Origin of the sequence: Rugamonas violacea, assembly GCF_016461825.1 — a bacterium.
Taxonomy (GTDB): domain Bacteria; phylum Pseudomonadota; class Gammaproteobacteria; order Burkholderiales; family Burkholderiaceae_D; genus Rugamonas.
Window position 1 is genome coordinate 18950 of sequence record NZ_JAEMNU010000094.1, and the last position, 18161, is coordinate 37110.

11 protein-coding genes are annotated in these 18161 nt (G+C 66.3%); 1 reads left to right on the forward strand and 10 read right to left on the reverse strand.

Translation table 11 applies throughout. The features are described from left to right. Nucleotides 1-34: 34 nt before the first annotated feature. The 10 genes from H7U20_RS17960 to puuE all read right to left on the reverse strand — a co-directional run bounded on the left by H7U20_RS17960 (nt 35) and on the right by puuE (nt 17496). Nucleotides 35-1123, reverse strand: a complete 1089-nt coding sequence (locus H7U20_RS17960) for a S1/P1 nuclease (RefSeq protein WP_199760522.1) — start codon at nt 1121-1123, stop codon at nt 35-37. Next, nucleotides 1120-2334, reverse strand: a complete 1215-nt coding sequence (locus H7U20_RS17965; RefSeq protein WP_199760523.1) for a phospholipase D-like domain-containing protein — start codon at nt 2332-2334, stop codon at nt 1120-1122. The genes H7U20_RS17960 and H7U20_RS17965 overlap by 4 nt, the downstream gene beginning before the upstream one ends. Before the next feature lie 212 nt (nt 2335-2546). Beyond that, on the reverse strand, nt 2547-4235 hold the full coding sequence (locus H7U20_RS17970) for a bifunctional metallophosphatase/5'-nucleotidase (protein WP_199760524.1): 1689 nt from the start codon (nt 4233-4235) through the stop codon (nt 2547-2549). Nucleotides 4236-4399: 164 nt separating this feature from the next. Beyond that, entirely contained in the window at nt 4400-7774 is a 3375-nt protein-coding gene (locus H7U20_RS17975) for a TonB-dependent receptor (protein ID WP_370593176.1), read from the reverse strand. An 880-nt stretch (nt 7775-8654) separates the two neighbouring features. Next, entirely contained in the window at nt 8655-10094 is a 1440-nt protein-coding gene (locus tag H7U20_RS17980; protein ID WP_199760526.1) for an adenosine deaminase family protein, read from the reverse strand. Between the two features lie 31 nt (nt 10095-10125). Continuing rightward, entirely contained in the window at nt 10126-11436 is a 1311-nt protein-coding gene (gene guaD / locus H7U20_RS17985) for a guanine deaminase (RefSeq protein ID WP_199760527.1), read from the reverse strand. Nucleotides 11437-11446: 10 nt separating this feature from the next. Further along, a complete protein-coding gene (xdhC, locus tag H7U20_RS17990; protein WP_199760528.1) occupies nt 11447-12556 on the reverse strand; it encodes a xanthine dehydrogenase accessory protein XdhC in 1110 nt (369 codons plus the stop codon). Between the two features lie 10 nt (nt 12557-12566). After that, nucleotides 12567-14936, reverse strand: a complete 2370-nt coding sequence (xdhB, locus tag H7U20_RS17995) for a xanthine dehydrogenase molybdopterin binding subunit (protein ID WP_199760529.1) — start codon at nt 14934-14936, stop codon at nt 12567-12569. An 11-nt stretch (nt 14937-14947) separates the two neighbouring features. Further along, the gene (gene xdhA, locus H7U20_RS18000) at nt 14948-16411 is read right to left on the reverse strand and encodes a xanthine dehydrogenase small subunit (protein WP_199760530.1); all 1464 of its coding nucleotides are present in this window, start codon (nt 16409-16411) and stop codon (nt 14948-14950) included. A gap of 131 nt (nt 16412-16542) precedes the next feature. Continuing rightward, nucleotides 16543-17496 carry an allantoinase PuuE gene (puuE, locus tag H7U20_RS18005; protein WP_199760531.1) on the reverse strand — a complete coding sequence of 318 codons (954 nt, stop codon included), beginning with the start codon at nt 17494-17496 and terminating at the stop codon, nt 16543-16545. Between the two features lie 123 nt (nt 17497-17619). Here puuE and uraH point away from each other — a divergent pair, with 123 nt between their 5' ends. Continuing rightward, on the forward strand, nt 17620-17970 hold the full coding sequence (gene uraH / locus H7U20_RS18010; protein ID WP_199760532.1) for a hydroxyisourate hydrolase: 351 nt from the start codon (nt 17620-17622) through the stop codon (nt 17968-17970). Nucleotides 17971-18161 lie beyond the last annotated feature (191 nt).

The window sequence follows — 18161 nt, forward strand, 5'->3', positions numbered from 1 at the left end:
GAATCGCACTCTCCGGGCAAGAGGCCACACACACTTACGGCCAGATGGCCTGCAACAGCGCGGCCAGATGGTAGCCACCCTTGATCAACTGCTCCTTGGCGATGGCCGAGCTGGCCACCGGATAGTTGTCCGGCACGCTCAGCGCCCACACCTGGTAGACCTCGCCCTTGCCGCTGGTTTGATACGCCACCTTGCCCGGCGTGGCGTCGGCGTAGGCTTGCTTGGCGACGACCAGCGCGTCGTCGGCCCACTGGTGCGGCCAGCCGGCGGCGTCGCCGCCGTTGGCCGCCACCACCGGCTTGCCGGCGATGACGATCTGGGCGAACTGCTGCGGCGTGCGCGCGCCGACGCGGCGCATCGCGTAGTCGACCACCGTGCTGTCCCAATATGCGTGGAAGGGCCGGGTCAGCTGCCTGGGCTTGTCGCCGGCCGCCGCCGGCTTGACGGCCGCGACGGCCGCGTCGGCAGCGTCGGGCGCCGGCCGGGCCGGAATCAGCTGCGCGCCGGCGGCGCCGAGCTTGACGTCGTCGAGCAGCAGGTTGTTGCCGCCGCGCGCGTCGAACATGTTCACCGCGTCGATCTGCTTGGCCGCGCGCGGCAGCGCGTAGCCGCCGTCCTTGCCGACATAGGCGGCGCCGACGTGCAGCGGCTGGTGGATGTCGCCGGCCAAATGGGTGACGATCAACAAGGCCTGGCGCGGGCTGAAGCGCGGCGGAGTGCCGCCCGCCTCGCCCTTGCCGCGCAACACGGCGATGGCCTGGCCCAGCATCTGCACGATGTCGTCGTCGGCCGTGCCGACGGCGTGGTCGCGGTATTGCGTGTCCTGGAAGGGCACGTCGGTGTAGTGGTACTCGCTGTGCTTGGGATTGGCCGCCGTGTAGGCCTGCATTTCCTCGGTCTGCGGGCCGCAGAAGCTGCCCTTGACACAGTCGGCCCAGTTGGCCACCTGCTCCAGGCTCTCGCCCGGCAGCAGCAGGGCCGCCACTTGCTGCTGGGCGCGGCTGCCGGCGATCAGCTGGTCGGCGATGGCGCCGACGGCGCGGTGGCCGTCGCCGCCCCAGGCCAGCGCGTCGGCCGACAGGAAGATGCCGCCCAGCGCGGCGATGCGGGCCAGGCGCCTCATTCCGGACTCCCCTTGCTCGGCTTGGCGTAGAGCTTGTTGATGTCGAGCGGCTGGGCGTAGGCCGAGCTCCAGGTCTGCTCGTGCAACGCGGCCAGGCGCTGGGCCATTTTCTCGTTGCGCATCACCACCTCCAGGTTGCGCGACAGGTCCAGATAGCCGCCGCTCCAGTTGCTGGTGCCGACCCAGCCCAGTTTGCCGTCGATCACCATGGTCTTGCTGTGGATGACGCGGGCGAAGGGGATGAAGCCGGTCGAGGCGAGCGGCAAGGTGACGACGCGGATCTCCACATTGGGCAACACGGCCAGGCTTTTCAGATAGGACTGGGCCGGCATCTCCAGGTTCCAGTTCGACACCATCAACTTGATCTTGACGCCACGGTTGGCGGCCGCGCGCACCGCGTTGTCGATCACCGCGTAGTAGGGCCGCGTGCCTTTCGGACCGTAGCTGAGCGGGGCGTAGTCGAGCAGCTGGATGCGCACCTCGCCGCGCGCCTCGGCCAGCAGGGCCGGCAGGCCGCTCTCGGAGTCGCCGACGCCGGCCGGGTTGTAGGCGTTCGGGCTGGCCAGCAGGTAGGCGTCCTGGGTGTAATCGGCGGCCACCGGTTTGCTGTTGAGCACGGGCACCGTCCGGCCCTCGCTGCTCAAGGCCTGGGCGCGCCAGTCCTGCTCGAAGATCGCCTGCACCTGGCCGACCACCTTGGCGTCGCTGATGCGCAGGCCGGTTTCGTGGATGTGGCTGAACGAGCGCCAGTCGAAGTTCTGGCTGCCGACATAGGCGACGGCGCGGTCGACCACCAGATACTTGGCGTGGATGATGCCGTTGCCGGTCAACTTGCTGAAGTCGATGATGCGCAGGTCCAGATTGGGGATCGCCTTCAACTGGGCGATGGTGGCCGGCTCGGACAGGCCGACACCTTTCTGGTCGAGCAGGAAGCGGATCTTGACGCCGCGCTTGCCGGCCGCCGCCAGCCGTTCGACGACGCGCTCGAACGCGCTGCCGGCCTGGTTGACGACATAGAACTGGCCGATCACGATCTCGCTCCTGGCCTGGTCGAACAGCTCGCTCCAAACCGCCGCCGCGTCGCGCAGGTCGGGCGTGGCCAGGCTGGTCTCCAGCGGCGCGGTGTGGACCAGCTCGTAGCCGGGAATGCTGAAGTCGGCGTGGGCCAGACCGGCGGCGCCCAGCAGGGCGGGAAGTAATAGACGACGCATCGCAGGGGTTTCCTTCAGATGAAATAAGGGCGGAACCGGTGCTGCCGGCGCCGCGCCGTGGTGTTGTGTGGACTTAAGGGCACCTCGAAAAACCGTCATTCCCGCGCAGGCGGGAATCTATACCCCGCATATCCATTGGCTCAGCATGGGTTCCCGCCTACGCGGCGGTCCGCCGATGCGGAACGACAATTTGGTGGTTTTTCGAAGTGCCCTTAATAGGTGCTCTGGATGCGGCCCAGCGGTGCGGCGCTGCCGGCCCGCTTGCCGATCTGCTCGCGCATCTGCAGGTAATCGCGCAGCGCGTCGATGTCGCGGATGCCGGTGTTGGCGCGGCCGCCGCCCTGGATGAACAGCGGGTAGGCGTCGCCGCCTTCGGCCAGGAAGGCGTTGGTGGCGATGCGGTAGGAGCTGGTGTTGTCGAGCGGCACGCCGTTGAGCAGTACGCTGCCCGGCACCACGCGGCCGCCGTCGGGCTGGTTGCGGTTCCAGCTGTAGGCGAAGCCCTCGGACACCTGCAGCAGGCCACGGGCGGCGCTCTTCGGCCCGCTCCACTGCTGTTCCAGCAGGGCGATGATCTGCGCGCCGGTCAGGTTCATCACCACCAGGTCGTTGTTGTAGGGCAGCACGGCCTGGGCCTGGCCGGCGCTGGCCAGCAGGCCGCTGCCGGCGGCCAGGTCTTGGCGCATGCCGTGGTTGTTCATGAAGGCGATCTGGGCGCCGAAGTGGCGCGCGCCGACCAGCATCGAGTCGGCCACCAGGTCGCCCAGCGCCGACTCGCCGTGTTCGTTGAGGGTGCGCGTGACGGGCGCCAGCGCCAGCCGCGCCACCGGCTGCGCCAGGGCCGCCGCGCTGCGCTCGCGCACCTTTGCCAGGTAGGCGCTCAGCGCCGGATCGGCCGGGTACTGGCCCGGCGTCATCACCACGTTGCGCGCGCTGACCTGGCGCACGGTGTTGCTGGCGGTGTCGACCTGCAGCTGGATGCGGGTCAGCACGCGGCCGCCCATGTCGGCCTGGGTCACCAGGCGGTCGCCGACGCGGCAGGTGTAGCCGGTGTGGGTGTGGCCGCTGACCACCAGGCGGATCGCCGGGTCGAGCCGTTTGATGATGTCGAGCAGCGGCCCCTGCAGCTGGCTGCACTCGGCCTTGTCGAAGGCCTCGTTGGTGTGGCCGCCCTGGTGGATCAGCAACACGAAGACGTTGACGCCCTGCTTGCGCAGCTCGGGCAGCACGCGGTTGACGGAGTCGGCCTCGTCGGCGAAATTGAGGCCGGCGATACCCGACGCCAGCACCATGCCGACGGTGTCCTTGAGCACTGCGCCGATCAGGCCGACCTTCACGCCGCGCACCTGCTCGATGCGGTAGGCCGGCAGCACCGGCTTGTTGGTGACCATGTCGATGACGTTGGCGGCCAGGTAGCTGAAGCGCGCGCCGGCGTAGTCGGCGGCGAACTTGCAGGCCTTGTCGGCGCGCGGCGAGGCGCAGCCGCCCTTCTGCTGGCGCAGCAGCTCGACGCGGCCGGCGTCGAACTCGTGGTTGCCGACCGAGCTGGCGCGCAGGCCCAGCAGGTTCATCGCGACGATGCTCGGCTCGTCGGCCCACATCGCCGACATCGACTGGCTGGCGCCGATCAGGTCGCCCGAACCGACCAGCAGCAGTTCCGGGTCTTCCTTGCGCCACGCCTGCAGGGCCGCGCCCAAGGTGTCGATGCCGCCGGCCTGGACCGTGCGCTGGCCGCCGAACAGGCCGCCGGCGCTGCTGAACTTGCCCGCCTCCAGGTTGCCGTGGAAGTCGTTCAGGCCGACCAGGTTGATCGTCACCGTGTTCGGTGGCGGACGCTGGGCGCAGCCGGCCAGCAGGACGGCCAGCGCGGCGGCGGCGATCGGGCTCAGGTATTTTTTCATTGCTTCGGCACTTGGAGAGAATGGAATATTGTACAGCGCAAACATGACAATCCGCCCCGTCCGGCGGCGGCGGAAACAATTTACCGCGCCGGCGCCGGCGCGAAAAAAAACGGCCGATGTCGCCATCGGCCGTTCTGCGGATTCACGCTAGCGTGGCGGCGAGCTTAGAACTCGTACTTCAGGGTCGCTTGCACGGCCCATTGCGACTCGCCCTTGACCTGGCGCACGTCGAGGCTTTCCACCGCGTCGCGCACTTTGTAGATGTAGCGGCCTTGTGGGTCCAGACCGACGTAGTCGACGAAGCTGCGCGCCTGGCCGCCGTTCGATTGGAAGCCGACCTCGTTGATACGGCCCCATTTCTTGTTCAGCAGGTTGCCGAAGTTGAAGATGTCGAAGCTGAAGGTGGCCTTGTTGCCTTTGAACAGACCAGGAATTTCCTGGGCGATGCGCACGTCGAAGCTGTTGGTCCACGGTGCGAAGTCGGTGTTGCGACCGACCACGCCGCCGGCGTTTTTCTTCAGCACGCCGTTGGCGTTGACGATGGACCAGAACTTGTCTTCGTTGGCGTGGTTGCTGGCCGTGTCGCCGAAGAACGTCACTTGGCCCGAACCCGGCGCCGAAGGGATGTACATCAGATCGTTGCCGCCCAGACCGTCGCCGTTCAAGTCGTTGTTGATGGTCCAGCTGTACGGTTTGCCCGCGCGGCCTTCATAGAACAGGCCGACGGTGGTCTTGTAGGTGCCGAAGAAACGCTTCTGGAAGTTGACCAGGGCGTTGATGCGGTCCTTGACCAGGTAGCTCGAGTTCGAGTTAGCTTCTTCGTTCGGGTTGAACACCGAGCGGCCGTTCCAGTTCGAGGCCGACACCGACGAGGTCAGCGGCGACACTTCCTTGGCGTCCGTGTAGGTGTACGACACCGACCATGACAGGCCGTTGGTCATCGGACGGCTCAGCGAGACGGTGGCCAGGCTGCTGCCGCCCTTGCTGGTCTTGGTCGCCGCCAACACGTTGTTGTAGTTCGGGTTGTTCAGCGAGCGGTTCAGGAAGCCCGAGCAGACGCCGCTGGTGATGGTGCCGCCGGTGGCGGTCCAGCATGCCGGGTTGAAGCCCTGGGTGTTGTAGTACAGCTCACGACCGTCGGTGCCGGTCTTGGTCGCCGCGCCCAGGTTCAGGTTGCGGTAGTAGATGCCGTCCTTGTTCTTGGTGTACAGCGCCTCGGCGCTGAAGACCAGGCCGTACCATGGCAACTCGGTGTCGAAGGCCAGGTTGGACTTCCAGACCGACGGCTGGCGCAGACCGGGCGCCAAGAAGTCGACGTTGACGGCCGGCGAACCGAAGGTCGGCTGCTTGTTGATGTCAGGCGAATACAGGCCGGCGGTGCTGCCCGAGCAGGCCGGGAAGCCGGTCACGCCGCAACCCATGATGCGGGTGGCCATGCCGGTGTTGGCGAAGGGGTTGGACAGCCAGACGGTGGCCGCCGCGCCCTGGAACAAGCCGGCGCCGCCGCGCACCTGGGTCGGACGGGCGCTGTCGAAGGTGTAGTTGAAGCCGGCGCGTGGTTGCACCAGGTTTTGGCCGTCGATGGTCAGGGTGTTGTCCAGACCGAAACCGCCGGACTGGCGCGTGTTGCTGGCGGCGTTGGCTTGCACCAGCGGCAGGCCGGCCGCCGCGTTGCGGGTCGGACGGTCGCTCATGCGGGCCGAGTCGACGCGCACGCCGTAGCTGACGGTCAGGCGCGGCGAGACGGTCCAGGTGTCCTGCAGGAAGAGGCCGTAGTTTTTCAAGGCGAACTTGGCGGCCGAATCCTCCTGGCTGACGCCGGGATTGAGCAACTGCACCTGATAGCCCGAGAAGCGGCCACGGCTGTAGTTCTCCAGCACGGCCTGTTCGACCAGGGCGGCCGGCGCGCTGGCGCAGGTGATGGCGCCGAAGCTGTAGGTGAAGCTGGCGCTGCTGTTGGTGCAGTTGAAGGTGTAGTTGCCGAAGACGTTCTGCAGGAACACGTTGTACACCTTGTTCTTGCTGTAGTCGCCGCCGAACTTGACTTCATGGTCGCCCAGCGACCAGTTGGCGCCCAGATAGGCGTCCTGGGTCTTGGTGCCGAGGACGTTGACCATGCGGCTCTGGTCGGTGCCGAAGTTGAGGAAGCGGGTGCCGCTCGAGACCGTGCTCGGGGTGCCCGGTGGCAAGGCGCCGGCCACCGAGAAGCCGACCAGCGGCAGCTGGGCGTTGACCGTCGGTACGCTGTCGTAGTCGCGCGAGGAGACCTTGAATTCGGTCGAGAAGCTCGGCGTCCAGTCGGCGGTCCACTGGCCGACCATGGTTTCGATGGTCTTGGCCTGGTTGTACCATTCCGAGTTCAGCGACAGGCCGGTGGCCGTCAGGCCGGTGAAGAGAGGCTCGTTCTGCGTCGTCTTGGAGTAGCGGAACATGGCGCGGTGGTCGTCATTGATGTTCCAGTCCAGCTTGACCAGGGCGTCCTTGACGTCGAGCTTGGTGCCGCTCGGGATGGCCGAGGTGCCGATGTCGATGCCATACTTGTTCTTGGCGATCGATTGTGCCGAGCTGATCAGCGAAGGCGTGATGCCGACGTTGGTCAGGCTGCTGCCCAGCGGGCCGAAGGCCGGCGCCGAACGGGTCGACTCGAGTTTTTCGTAGTTGGCGAAGATGAACAGCTTGTCCTGGATCAGCGGCGCGCCCAGGGTCACGCCCTTGGTGGTTTCTTTGAACGGCGCCGGTGCGGCGTAGCTGTCGGTGGTGGCGTTGTAGCGGTCGCCGGCCATGCTGTCGTTGCGGAAGACGTAATAAACGCTGCCCTTGACGGTGTTGGTGCCGGACTTGGTGACGGCGTTGATGTTGCCGCCGGTGTAGCCTTTTTGGGTGACGTCGTAGTTGGCGACGTTGACCTGCACCGACTGGATCGCCTCGATCGAGATCGGCTGCTTGGCGGTCGGACTGCCGTTCGACTCTATGCCGAAGGTGTCGTTGACGGCCACGCCGTCGATGGTCAGCGAGTTGTAGCGCGAGTTCTGGCCGGCGACGGACATTTCGCCGCGCTCCTTGTCGGTCTGCGACACGCGCGGATCGCTACGGGCGTAGTCCTGCAGGTTGCGCTGGATCGAGGCCTGCATGGCGATTTCGCTGGCGCTGATGCTGGTGCCGGCGCCCATCGTGGTCTTGGAGAATTTTTCCGAACGGCCGCCGGCGGTGCCGGCGATGGTCACGGTCTGCACGGCCGGCGCGCCCAGGGTGGCGTCGACGTTGGCGGTTTCGGCCAGCTGGACGAAGACGTTCTCGCGCTTCTCGCTGACGCCGTTCTTGGTGATGGTGATCGTGTACGGGCCGCCCACGCGCAGGCCACGGGCAACGTAACGGCCTTCGGCGTCGGTCACCACGTTGTTGACCGAACCGGATTCGGTGTGCACGATGGTGACAGTGGCACCACCGGCCGGCTTGCCGTCGGTGGCGAAGATGCGCCCGCCGATGGCCGAGGTGGTGTTCTGGGCGAAGGCCGGTGCTGCCGCCAAGGCGATAGACAAGCTAAGCGCGATTTGCGTTAGCCGAAGCCGTTTGTGATTGATCATTGTATAACCCCAAAAAAGACTAATAGTTGTTTGGAACCCCAGCTGGTGGCAGGGGTCCCCTCTTTACTGTGTTGCAACTGGTCGGCCCGCCCATCGCTGGCCTGTCTTCGTGCCAAGACAAAAAATTCTGTGCCACCCTCTTCCATTCGGCGCCGCCATGCCTATCTGTGACTGGACGGCCCGCGCAGGTGCGTCCGCTACTACCGCGAACGTCGCGCTTCATGCGTATTTCTTGCACATATATCATCGAACGCGTCGCTCCCTCTGGGGCAACGCATAAGTGTAACGGTGCAATATTTCAAGCCTGTGACGTCTTTATGACAATCTTGTGACAGCCAGACCGGCCGCGCCGGCGGCGCCCGCCATCGATCTGTTCCACTATGAGAAAAGCAATAATCTTGCTTTTTTGGATCATTTCATCCCACTATGCATTAAGGCAATATGCATGACAAATACGATTTAATTTAGGAATTTATACGATAAACATATAAATAGCCCCGGCTTGTGCGGCGTTTTTCAGGCCGCCGGGCGTCTGCCGGGCCGCGCAAGGGCGGGATTATAAATGAGCCTTGCGCACTTGAAATTGTTTCATGTGGAAAATATTCAAAGCTAGAGGCGGCCCACCAATTTTGTGTAGTTTGCCGGCCACATTTATCGATGACGGCGAGGTGGTGGATGAATATGAATTTTATGACAAGGGACGGACGTCCATTGTGCGCACGGATGAAAAGGCGGCTGGCCTGTCATCCAGTGTTGTTATTTCGCCCGCCGGCGCTGGCGCCGGCGGGTTTGGGCTGCTGAACTGCCACTCAACCGCCACTCACGTTCCAGCGACTTACTTCTTCGATTTTTGCCCAGCTGCGGCGATCTCTGCCTCAAATTTCGCGAACTTGCCGTCCAGCGCCTTCAACAGGCGCTGTTTGTCGTCGCCCGCCAGGAAGGAATAGCGCAGGCTGTCATATGACAGTTTTTTGACTTCGGCGTAATCGGTCTTGTAACGGCTGGCGAACAACACGTACTCGCCGGACAGATTGTTACGCGACACGCCGGCGTCGTCGGTCGAGATGACGAAGGGCACGCCATATTTGCGGTACAGGGTGATCGGGTGGGCCTCGTCCTTGACGCCGAGGATGAAGTCGTTGCTGCTCAGGTTGATCTCGACGGCGATCTTCCGATCACGCATTTTTTTCATGATGGCCAGCGGATTGCTCTCGTGGGCGATGTCGATGCCGTGGCCGATGCGCTGGGCGCCGGCGACGTCGATGGCGTCCTGGATGTGCGAGGTCAGGCCCTCGGGCGGCACCACGCCGAGCGCCAGCTCGCCGGCGTGCAGCGCCAGGTTGACCTTCGGATACTTGGCTTTGAGGAACTTGAACATCTGCATGTGCAACATATAGTCGCGCATCGAGACGTTGACGCTCTCCTGGCCGACGATGTTGACACCGACGATCTTCGGACTCTGGCTGGCCAACTTGAAGCTCGACAGCATCGCCGAAAACACCTGCGACGGCGACAGCAGGCGCACCACGAAGGACTGGTAGCGCAGCGTGAACTGGGCGTCGTCGATGCCGGCGCCGCCGGTGTTGACGTCGTCCAGATAGGCGGTGATGCCGTCGTTGAAGCCTTTGTTCTGCTCCAGTTCGGCGCTATAGGCGGCCAGCATGGCGTCGTTGACGCCGCCGGCGATGGCCTGCTGGTCGAACTGCGCGTTCTTGTCCATCGGCGCCGAGTGGAACATGGTCTCGATGTAGCTGAGGTTTTCCTGGATGGCGCGCTGCTTCAGGCGTTGCAGGCCGTCGGCCGTGTTGAACGAGGAGATCGGACCGAAGTAGCCGAAGGTGTCGAAGAACTGGCGGTCCGGCGGCGACTGTTGCGTGCTGTGGTTGTAGAAGTCCTTGTCCGACCAGCGCTGCAGCAGCTGGGCCAGCAGGGTGTTGTTGTTCATCACGGCCGAACCGCCGACGCAGTCGCCGGCCGGGGCGTGGGTTTCGATCTGGTAGCTGGCCTGGTTGACGCAATAGCCCTGCTTGTCGATCCATTCCAGATACTGCTCGGCGTAAATCGCGCCGGAATAATGGTGGTGCAGGTCGCCGCCCTTGGGCATCAGGGTGAAGAACATGGTCAGCTCGGCCAGCTTGGGCTGGGGCGCGGCGACCAGCGCGGCGAAGTGGCGGCGGGTCAGTTCCGCGTTGCTGGCCGCTTGCGCGCTCAGCGGCAGGACGACCATGGCGGACAGCGCGGCGGCGACCATCAGGCTAGCGATTTTCTTTTGCATGGGCTCTTCTCAAGGTGGAGGTGGATGGGATTCAGGCGGCCTCGCGCGCGTGCACGCGGCGGCCGGCGGCGTAGGTGGCCGCCACCGCGCGGTCGTCGCCCAGCAGCGCCAGCGCGAACAACAACTCTTCCAGGCTGTCGCAATGGGCGCTGCGGCGCTGCAGCAGCGGCGTGGCCTGGGCGTCGAGCACGATGAAGTCGGCCTCGGCGCCGGCGGCGAAGTTGCCGATCGTGCCTTCGAGCCGCATGCTGCGCGCCGCGCCCAGGGTGGCCAGGTAAAACATGCGCAAGGCGGGCAAGTAACTGCCTTTCAGTCGCGCTACTTTATAGGCTTCATTCATTGTTTGCAACATGGAAAAAGAAGTACCGGCGCCGACGTCGGTGGCCAGCGACAGCAGCATGCCGGCCCGGTCGGCGCGGTCGAAGTCGAACAGTCCACTACCAAGAAACAAGTTGGAGGTCGGGCAGACGGCCGCCGCCGCGCCGCTGTCGGCCAGGCGGGCGCGGTCGCCGTCGTCGAGCCAGATGCAATGGCCGTACATGGCGCGCGGGCGCAGCAGGCCGACCTGGTCGTAGACGTCGAGGTAGCTGCGCGCCTGCGGGAACAGGCTCTTGACCCAGGCGCACTCGTCCTGGTTTTCCGACACGTGGGTCTGCACGAAGGTGTCCGGATAGGCGCGCGCCAACTCGCCGGCCAGGCGCAACTGCTCATCGCTGGAGGTCGGCGCGAAGCGCGGCGTGATGGCGTACAGCGCGCGGCCGCGGCCGTGCCAGCGCTGGATCAAGGCCTCGCTGTCGCGGGCGCCGGACTCGGCGCTGTCGCGCAGGAATTCGGGGCAGTTGCGGTCCATCAGCACCTTGCCGGCGACCATGCGCAGATCGCGCTTTTCGCTGGCGGCGAAAAAGGCGTCGACCGAGGCGGCGTGCACGCTGCAATACACCATCGCCGTCGTGGTGCCGCAGCGCAGCAGCTCGTCGAGGAAGAACTCGGCCACCTCGGCGGCGTGGGCCGGGTCGCCGAACTGGCGCTCGGTGGGGAAGGTGTAGCTTTCCAGCCAGGGCAGCAGGCCCGGCGCCGGCGAGGCGATCATCTCGGTCTGCGGGTAGTGGACATGGGTGTCGATAAAGCCGGGCACGATCAGCTTGCCGCTGTAGTCGTGCACGGTGGTGCCGGGCGGCAGCGTGGCGTGCAGGGCGGCGTAGTCGCCGGCCGCCCGCACCTTGCCGTCGGCGACGATCAGCAAGCCGTCCTCGTGCCAGGCATGGGCATTGTCGTGGAAGGCCGGATCGGCGTGGAAATGCAGCAAGCTGGCGCGGTAGGCTTGCAGTGGGGTGGTGGACATGATCTGCTTTCTAGTGCGAAGACGGTGGAGATGTTGGCTGTGGCGGTAGGGCGGTCGCGGCGAACTGGGCCTCCCATACCGTCATCAATTGGGCGCAGACGGAGGCGGCGATGACCGCCGGCGCCTTGTTGCGGATGCCGGCCAGGCCGATCGGGCAGACCATCGCGGCGATGCGTTCGGCGGCGTAGCCGCGCTGGCGCAGCCGGTGCTCGAACTGCATGCGCTTGGTGTGCGAACCGATCAGGCCGAACCAACCCACTTCGGCACGGGCCAGGATGGCTTCGCTGAGGCGCTGGTCCAGCGCGTGGCTATGGGTCATCACCAGATAACTGGCGCCGGGCGGCGCGGCGGCCACCAGCGCCTCCGGCGTGTCCGACGCCTCGGCGACGACGTTGGCCGGAAGGTCGGCCGGGAACATGGCGTCGCGCTCGTCGATCCAGCTGACGCGGCAGGGCAGCTCGGCCAGCGCGCGCACCAGGGCGGCGCCGACGTGGCCGGCGCCGAACAGCAGCAACTGCGCGCGCGGCGCCAGGCAGGGGTCGAGCAGCCAGCGGCGGCCTTGCGGCTCGGCCAGGATCAGGGCGGCTGTCGGCATGGCGGGCCGGCTTGGCGCGACGGCGGCATGGGCCGGCGTCGAGCCGGCGGCGCCCCGCCCCGTCGAGGCTGGCGGCAACAGAACGGCCAGGGCGGCGCCCGCCTCGGCGCGCTGCGCCGGCGCGCCGGCCAGCGCGGCGCCGTCACGGTCGAACAGCGCGGCGACGGCTGTGCCGTCGATGGCGCTGATGCGCAGGCAGTCCTGGTCGGCGTGGCCGCGCAAGCCGGCCAGCACCTCGGCCAGGGCGCCGTCGACCCGCTCGAACAACAGGTGGACGACACCGCCGCAGCACTGCCCCAGGCTGGGGCCGAGTGGAAAACGTTCGAGCCGGGGCGCGCCCCGATGCAACATGGCGCGGGCGATTTCCAGCGCGCGCATTTCCAGGTGGCCGCCGCCGATGGTGTCGCACTGGCCGTGCGCGGTCACCAGCATCTTGGTGCCGGCCTCGCGCGGCACCGAGCCCTCGCCCTTCGCCACGGTCACCAGGACCGCCGCTTCCCGGCAGGCGTTGAGCCAGGCGTTCACGCTGTCGCCTTCAAATTCCGGCGGCCACGGCCGCTTCCACCGCCGTGATGGCGCGCAGAATTTCTTCGCTGGTGGCCGGCGCGTTCAGCGGCGGATTGACGCGGTGGCCGCCGACGCTGGAGATGGCGTCGCGGATGGCGAAGAACACCGAGAACGGCAGCAACAGCGGCGGCTCGCCGACCGCCTTGGAGCGGTGGATGCTGTCCTCGACGTTGCGGTTCTTGAACAGCCGGACGCGGAAGTCCTCCGGGCAATCGGACACGCCGGGAATCTTGTAGGTCGACGGCGCGTGCGTCATCAGCTTGCCGGCCGGATTCCACCACAACTGCTCGGTGGTCAGCCAGCCCATGCCCTGGATGAAGGCGCCCTCCACCTGGCCCAGGTCGATGGCCGGGTTGAGCGACTGGCCGGCGTCGTACAGCGCGTCGGCGCGCAACAACTTCCACTCGCCGGTCAGGGTGTCGACCACCACCTCGGCGACGGCGGCGCCATAGGCATAGTAGGAGAACGGATGGCCGTTCATCGTCTTCGGGTCCCAGTGCAGGCCGGGCGTGGCGTAGAAGCCGTCCGACCACAATTGCACGCGGGCCAGGTAGGCCTTCTGCACCAGCTCGGCGAACGGCACGGCGTGGCCGTTGACGTGGACAGCATTGGCGGCGAAGCGCACGGCGGCCACCTCGCCACCGTACAGCTTGACGGCGAAGGCGGCCAGCCGCTCGCGGATCTGCCGCGCCGCGTCCTGCGCCGCCTTGCCGTTCAGGTCGGCGCCGGTGGAGGCCGCCGTGGCCGAGGTGTTGGCGACCTTGCCGGTGTCGGTGGCGGTGGCGCGCAAGTGCGCCATGTCCAGCCCCAGCTCGTGGGCGACCACCTGCATGACCTTGGTGTTGATGCCCTGCCCCATCTCGGTGCCGCCGTGGTTGACCAGCACCGAACCGTCGACATACACATGCACCAGCGCGCCGGCCTGGTTCAGGTGGGTGACGTTGAAGGCGATGCCGAACTTGAGCGGGGTCAGCGCCAGGCCCTTCTTCAGCACCGGGCTGGCGGCGTTGTAGGCGTCGATGGCGGCGCGGCGGGCGCGGTAGGCGCTGCTGCGCTCCAGTTCGGCGGTCAGCTCGACGATGACGTTGTCGACGATCTCCTGGCCATAGGGCGTGACGTTGCGGCCGCCGGCCGGCTGGCCGTAGAAGTTCAGGCGGCGGATGTCGAGCGCGTCGCGGCCCAGGTTACGGGCGATCTCGTCGATGATGTATTCGATGGCGATGGCGCCCTGCGGTCCGCCGAAGCCACGGAAGGCGGTGTTGGACTGGGTGTTGGTCTTGCCGCAGGCGGCGCGGATGTCGACGTCGGACAAGTAGTAGGCGTTGTCGAAGTGGCAGACGGCGCGCGTGGCGACCGGCCCGGACAGGTCGGCCGAATAGCCGGCGCGCAAGGTCATGTCGACCCGGGCGGCGAGGATCTGGCCGGCGGCGTCGTAGCCGACCTCGTACTCGTAGTAGAAACAGTGGCGCTTGCCGGTGACCAGCATGTCGTCGTCGCGGTCGGCGCGCAGCTTGACCGGACGCTTCAGCTTGGAGGCGGCGATGCTGGCGGCGGCGGCCCACAAGGCCGACTGCGATTCCTTGCCGCCGAAGCCGCCGCCCATGCGCCGGCACTCCACCTGGATCTTGTGCGCGTGCACGCCCAGCGCATGGGCGACCACGTGCTGCATCTCGCTCGGGTGCTGGGTCGAGCACAGCACGTGCATGCCGGCGTCCTCCTTCGGCATGGCGTAGGCGATCTGCCCTTCCAGGTAAAACTGCTCCTGGCCGCCGACGAACAACTGGCCCTTCAGCACATGCGGCGCCTGGGCGAACCTGGCCGGGTAGTCGCCGCGCTGCAATCGCATCGGCGGCAACACATACGCTTCGGCCGCCTTGGCCTGCTGCGGCGTGAAGATGGCCGGCAACTCCTGGTAGCCGGCCACGGCCAGACGGGCGGCGCGGCGCGCCTGGTCGTGGCTGGCGGCGACAACGACAAAGATGGGCTGGCCGACGTACTGCACCAGGCCATCCGCCAAAATCGGATCGTCGTGGATGATGGGGCCGCAGTCGTTCGTGCCGGCGATGTCGGCGGCGGTGTAGACGGCGACCACGCCGGGCGCCGCGCGCACCGCCGTCAAATCGAGCGACAGCAGCTTGGCGTGGGCCTTGGACGACAAGCCCAACGCGGCGTGCAGCGTGCCTTGCAGTTCGGCGATGTCATCGGTGTAGTTGGCCTGGCCCAGCACGTGCAGCACGGCGGACTCGTGCGCGTGCGGTTTGCCGACGGCGGCCCAGCCGGCGTCCTTGGCGGCTGTGGCCGCCTCGTTCTTCAACAGCGCTGTGCCGGCATCGTTCATGGTGTTTCCTTTCAGGCGCGGCAGGCGAAGGCGTTGACGGCGTCGGCCGCCAGCGGGGCGTCGACGCGGGTTTCCAGCCAAAAGCGGCGCAGCAGGTTTTGCGCCGTCGTCATGCGGTAGGCGCTGGAGGCGCGCATGTCCGACAGCGGCGCGAAGTCTTGCGCCAGCAAGGCCATCGCGCGGGCCAGGTTGGCCTCGCTCCAGGCTTGGCCGTTCAAGGCGGCCTCGGCTTGGGCGGCGCGTTTCGGGATGGCGGCCATGCCGCCGAAGGCGAGGCGGGCCTCCTTGACCAGCCCGCCGTCCAGGGTGACGGCGAAGGCGGCGCAGACGGCGGAAATGTCCTGGTCGAAACGCTTGGCCAATTTGTAGGTGCGGAACCGCAGGTCGGCGCGCGGCAAGGGCACGCGCACGGCCTCGACGAACTCGCCGGGCAGCAAATCTTTCTTCTGATAGTCGAGGTAGAAGTCCTGCAAGGGCATGCGGCGCTGGCCGCCGGCGCCGCGCAGCACGATGGAGGCGCCCAGCGCGATCAGCCAGGGCATCGAATCGCCGATCGGCGAGCCGTTGGCGACGTTGCCGCCCAAGGTGCCGGCGTTGCGGATCGGCAGCGAGGCGAAGCGCTGCCACATCTCGGACAATGGCGGATAGTGCCGGCACAGCGCGGCGTAGGCCTCGTTCAGCGACACGCCGGCGCCGATCTCCAGCACGCCGTCGGCCTCGCGCACGTGCTTCAAGGCTTCGACCTGGCCCAGGTAGATGATGTTGTTCAACTCGCGCATCTGCTTGGTGATCCACAGGCCGACGTCGGTCGAGCCGGCCAGCAAGGTCGCCTGCGGCTGGGCGGCGCGCACCTGCACCAGCTCGTCCAGGGTGCGCGGGGCGTGGAACTGCTGGCCGTGCGCCGCGTAACTGGCCATGGCATCGCGCCGCAAGGCTTGCAGTTGTGCGGTCAGCGCGGCGCGGTCGAAGCCGACCTTGGGCAACTGCGTCATGCGCCTGGCCGCGTCGATGATCGGGCGGTAGCCGGTGCAGCGGCACAGGTTGCCGGACAGGCAGTCGTCGATTTCCTTGCGCTGGGCCGGCTGGCCATCCTTGTCCAGATACATGCCCCACAGCGACATGACGAAGCCGGGCGTGCAGAAGCCGCATTGCGAACCGTGGCAATCGACCATCGCCTGCTGCACCGGATGCAGCGCGCCGTCGGCCTGTTGCAGGTCTTCGACGGTGAACAGGGCCTTGCCGTCCAAGGTGGGAGTGAGTTGGATACAGGAGTTGACGGCCTTCATTTCCAGCTTGCCGTCGCGCAGGCTGCCGAGCACCACCGTGCAAGCGCCGCAGTCACCCTCGGCGCAGCCTTCCTTGGTGCCGGTGCAACGCAGATCCTCGCGCAGATGCTGCAGCACGGTCTGCGTCGGCGCCGCCTGGGCGACCTCCTGCACGGCGCCACGGAAATAAAAACGGATCGGTTCTGACATTGTCGCCTCGGCTAACTCCAATCGGCCAGATTATCACCCGCCGGCGATTCTCCATATAAGAAAAAGCCGATGTCGGGTATCTGCCGTGGCGCATATCGGACAGACCCGGCATGGGTCCGCCGCGCCGTCCATTATCCGGCAAAAGGATGGTTCGCGTGCCAATGCTCGGCGATGTCGATGCGGCGGGTGATCCAGACCCGCTCGTGGCCCTGCACATAGTCGAGGAAGCGGGCCAGCGCGGCGGCCCGCGCCGGCCGCCCCAGCAGGCGGCAATGCATGCCGATCGACAGCATCTTCGGCCGGTTCAGGCCGTTCGGATCGCCCTCGGCGTAGAGCACGTCGAAGGCGTCCTTCAGATAGTCGAAGAACTGGGTGCCGGAGTTGAAGCCCTGCATGGCGGCGAAGCGCATGTCGTTGGTGTCGAGCGTGTAGGGCACGATCAGTTGCGGCGTCACGGCGGCTTGGCCGGCGGCGTCGGTGTGGGCGACCTGTTGCCAGAACGGCAGGTCGTCGCCGTAGTGGTCGGCGTCGTAGCGGAAACCGCCGTGCTCGACCACCAGCTTGCGCGTGTTGGGCGAGTCGCGGCCCGTGTACCAGCCCTGCGGCGTGCCGCCGGTCAACTCCCGGATGATGCCGACGGCCTCTTGCAGGTGGGCGCGCTCGGCCGCCTCGTCCATGTTCTGGTAGGAGATCCAGCGCAGGCCGTGGCAGGCGATCTCGTGGCCCAGTTGCTGGAAGGCGGCCACCGCCTCGGGGTTGCGCTTGAGCGCCATGGCCACGCCGAACACCGTCAGCGGCAGCTTGCGTTCCTCGAACATGCGCAGCAGCCGCCACAGGCCGGCGCGCGAACCATATTCGTAGATCGATTCCATGCTCAAATGGCGGGCCGGGAAGGCGGCCGCGCCGATGATCTCCGAGAGGAAGGTTTCCGACGCCGCGTCGCCGTGCAGCACATTGTTCTCGCCGCCCTCCTCGTAGTTGAGGACAAATTGCAGGGCGATGCGCGCACGATTGGGCCACTGGGCGTGGGGAGGCTTGGGGCCGTAGCCGATCATGTCGCGCGGATAGTTGTCGTAGGTAGTCATCGGTGTCGAAAATGGATGGGGACGGTGGCAATGGAGAATATACGTCCCATCATATATTGCCCCACTTGCATCGGTATATGATTTGCCGGATAAGCAGTTTCACTCAAACATATAGGACGGATCATGGGAAAGCTTAGTACGCACGTGCTCGATATCACCGTGGGCAAACCTGGCGCCGGCGTCGGCGTGGCCCTGTACGCGGTCAACGAGGCCGGCAAGGTGTTGTTGAAAGCGGACGTCACCAACGCCGACGGCCGCTGCGCCCCTTTGCTGGAGGGTGAGACGATGAAAGTGGGCAAATACGAGCTGGTCTTCAACGCCGGCGACTACTTCGCCGAACGGGGCGTCGAGCAACCCTCGCCGCGCTTCGTCGACCAGGTCACCCTGGCCTTCGGCATCGCCGACGCCACGCAGAACTACCACGTGCCGCTGGTGGTCTCGCCGTGGGCCTATTCCACCTACCGGGGCAGTTGAGGCCCACTTTCCCCGCCGGGATACCACGCATCCCGGCGCCGCCATGCGCGGCGCAATATAGCCAAACTTGCATGGAAGCGGCCCTTGCCTTAGAATTCAACACTCTGTGGCCGCGAATTCGGCCATGCCGCTCTGGGCCGGCGCCATCTTCTGGCCGACCAGTTTCCCATGCAAGTTTCTTTACGGTGACC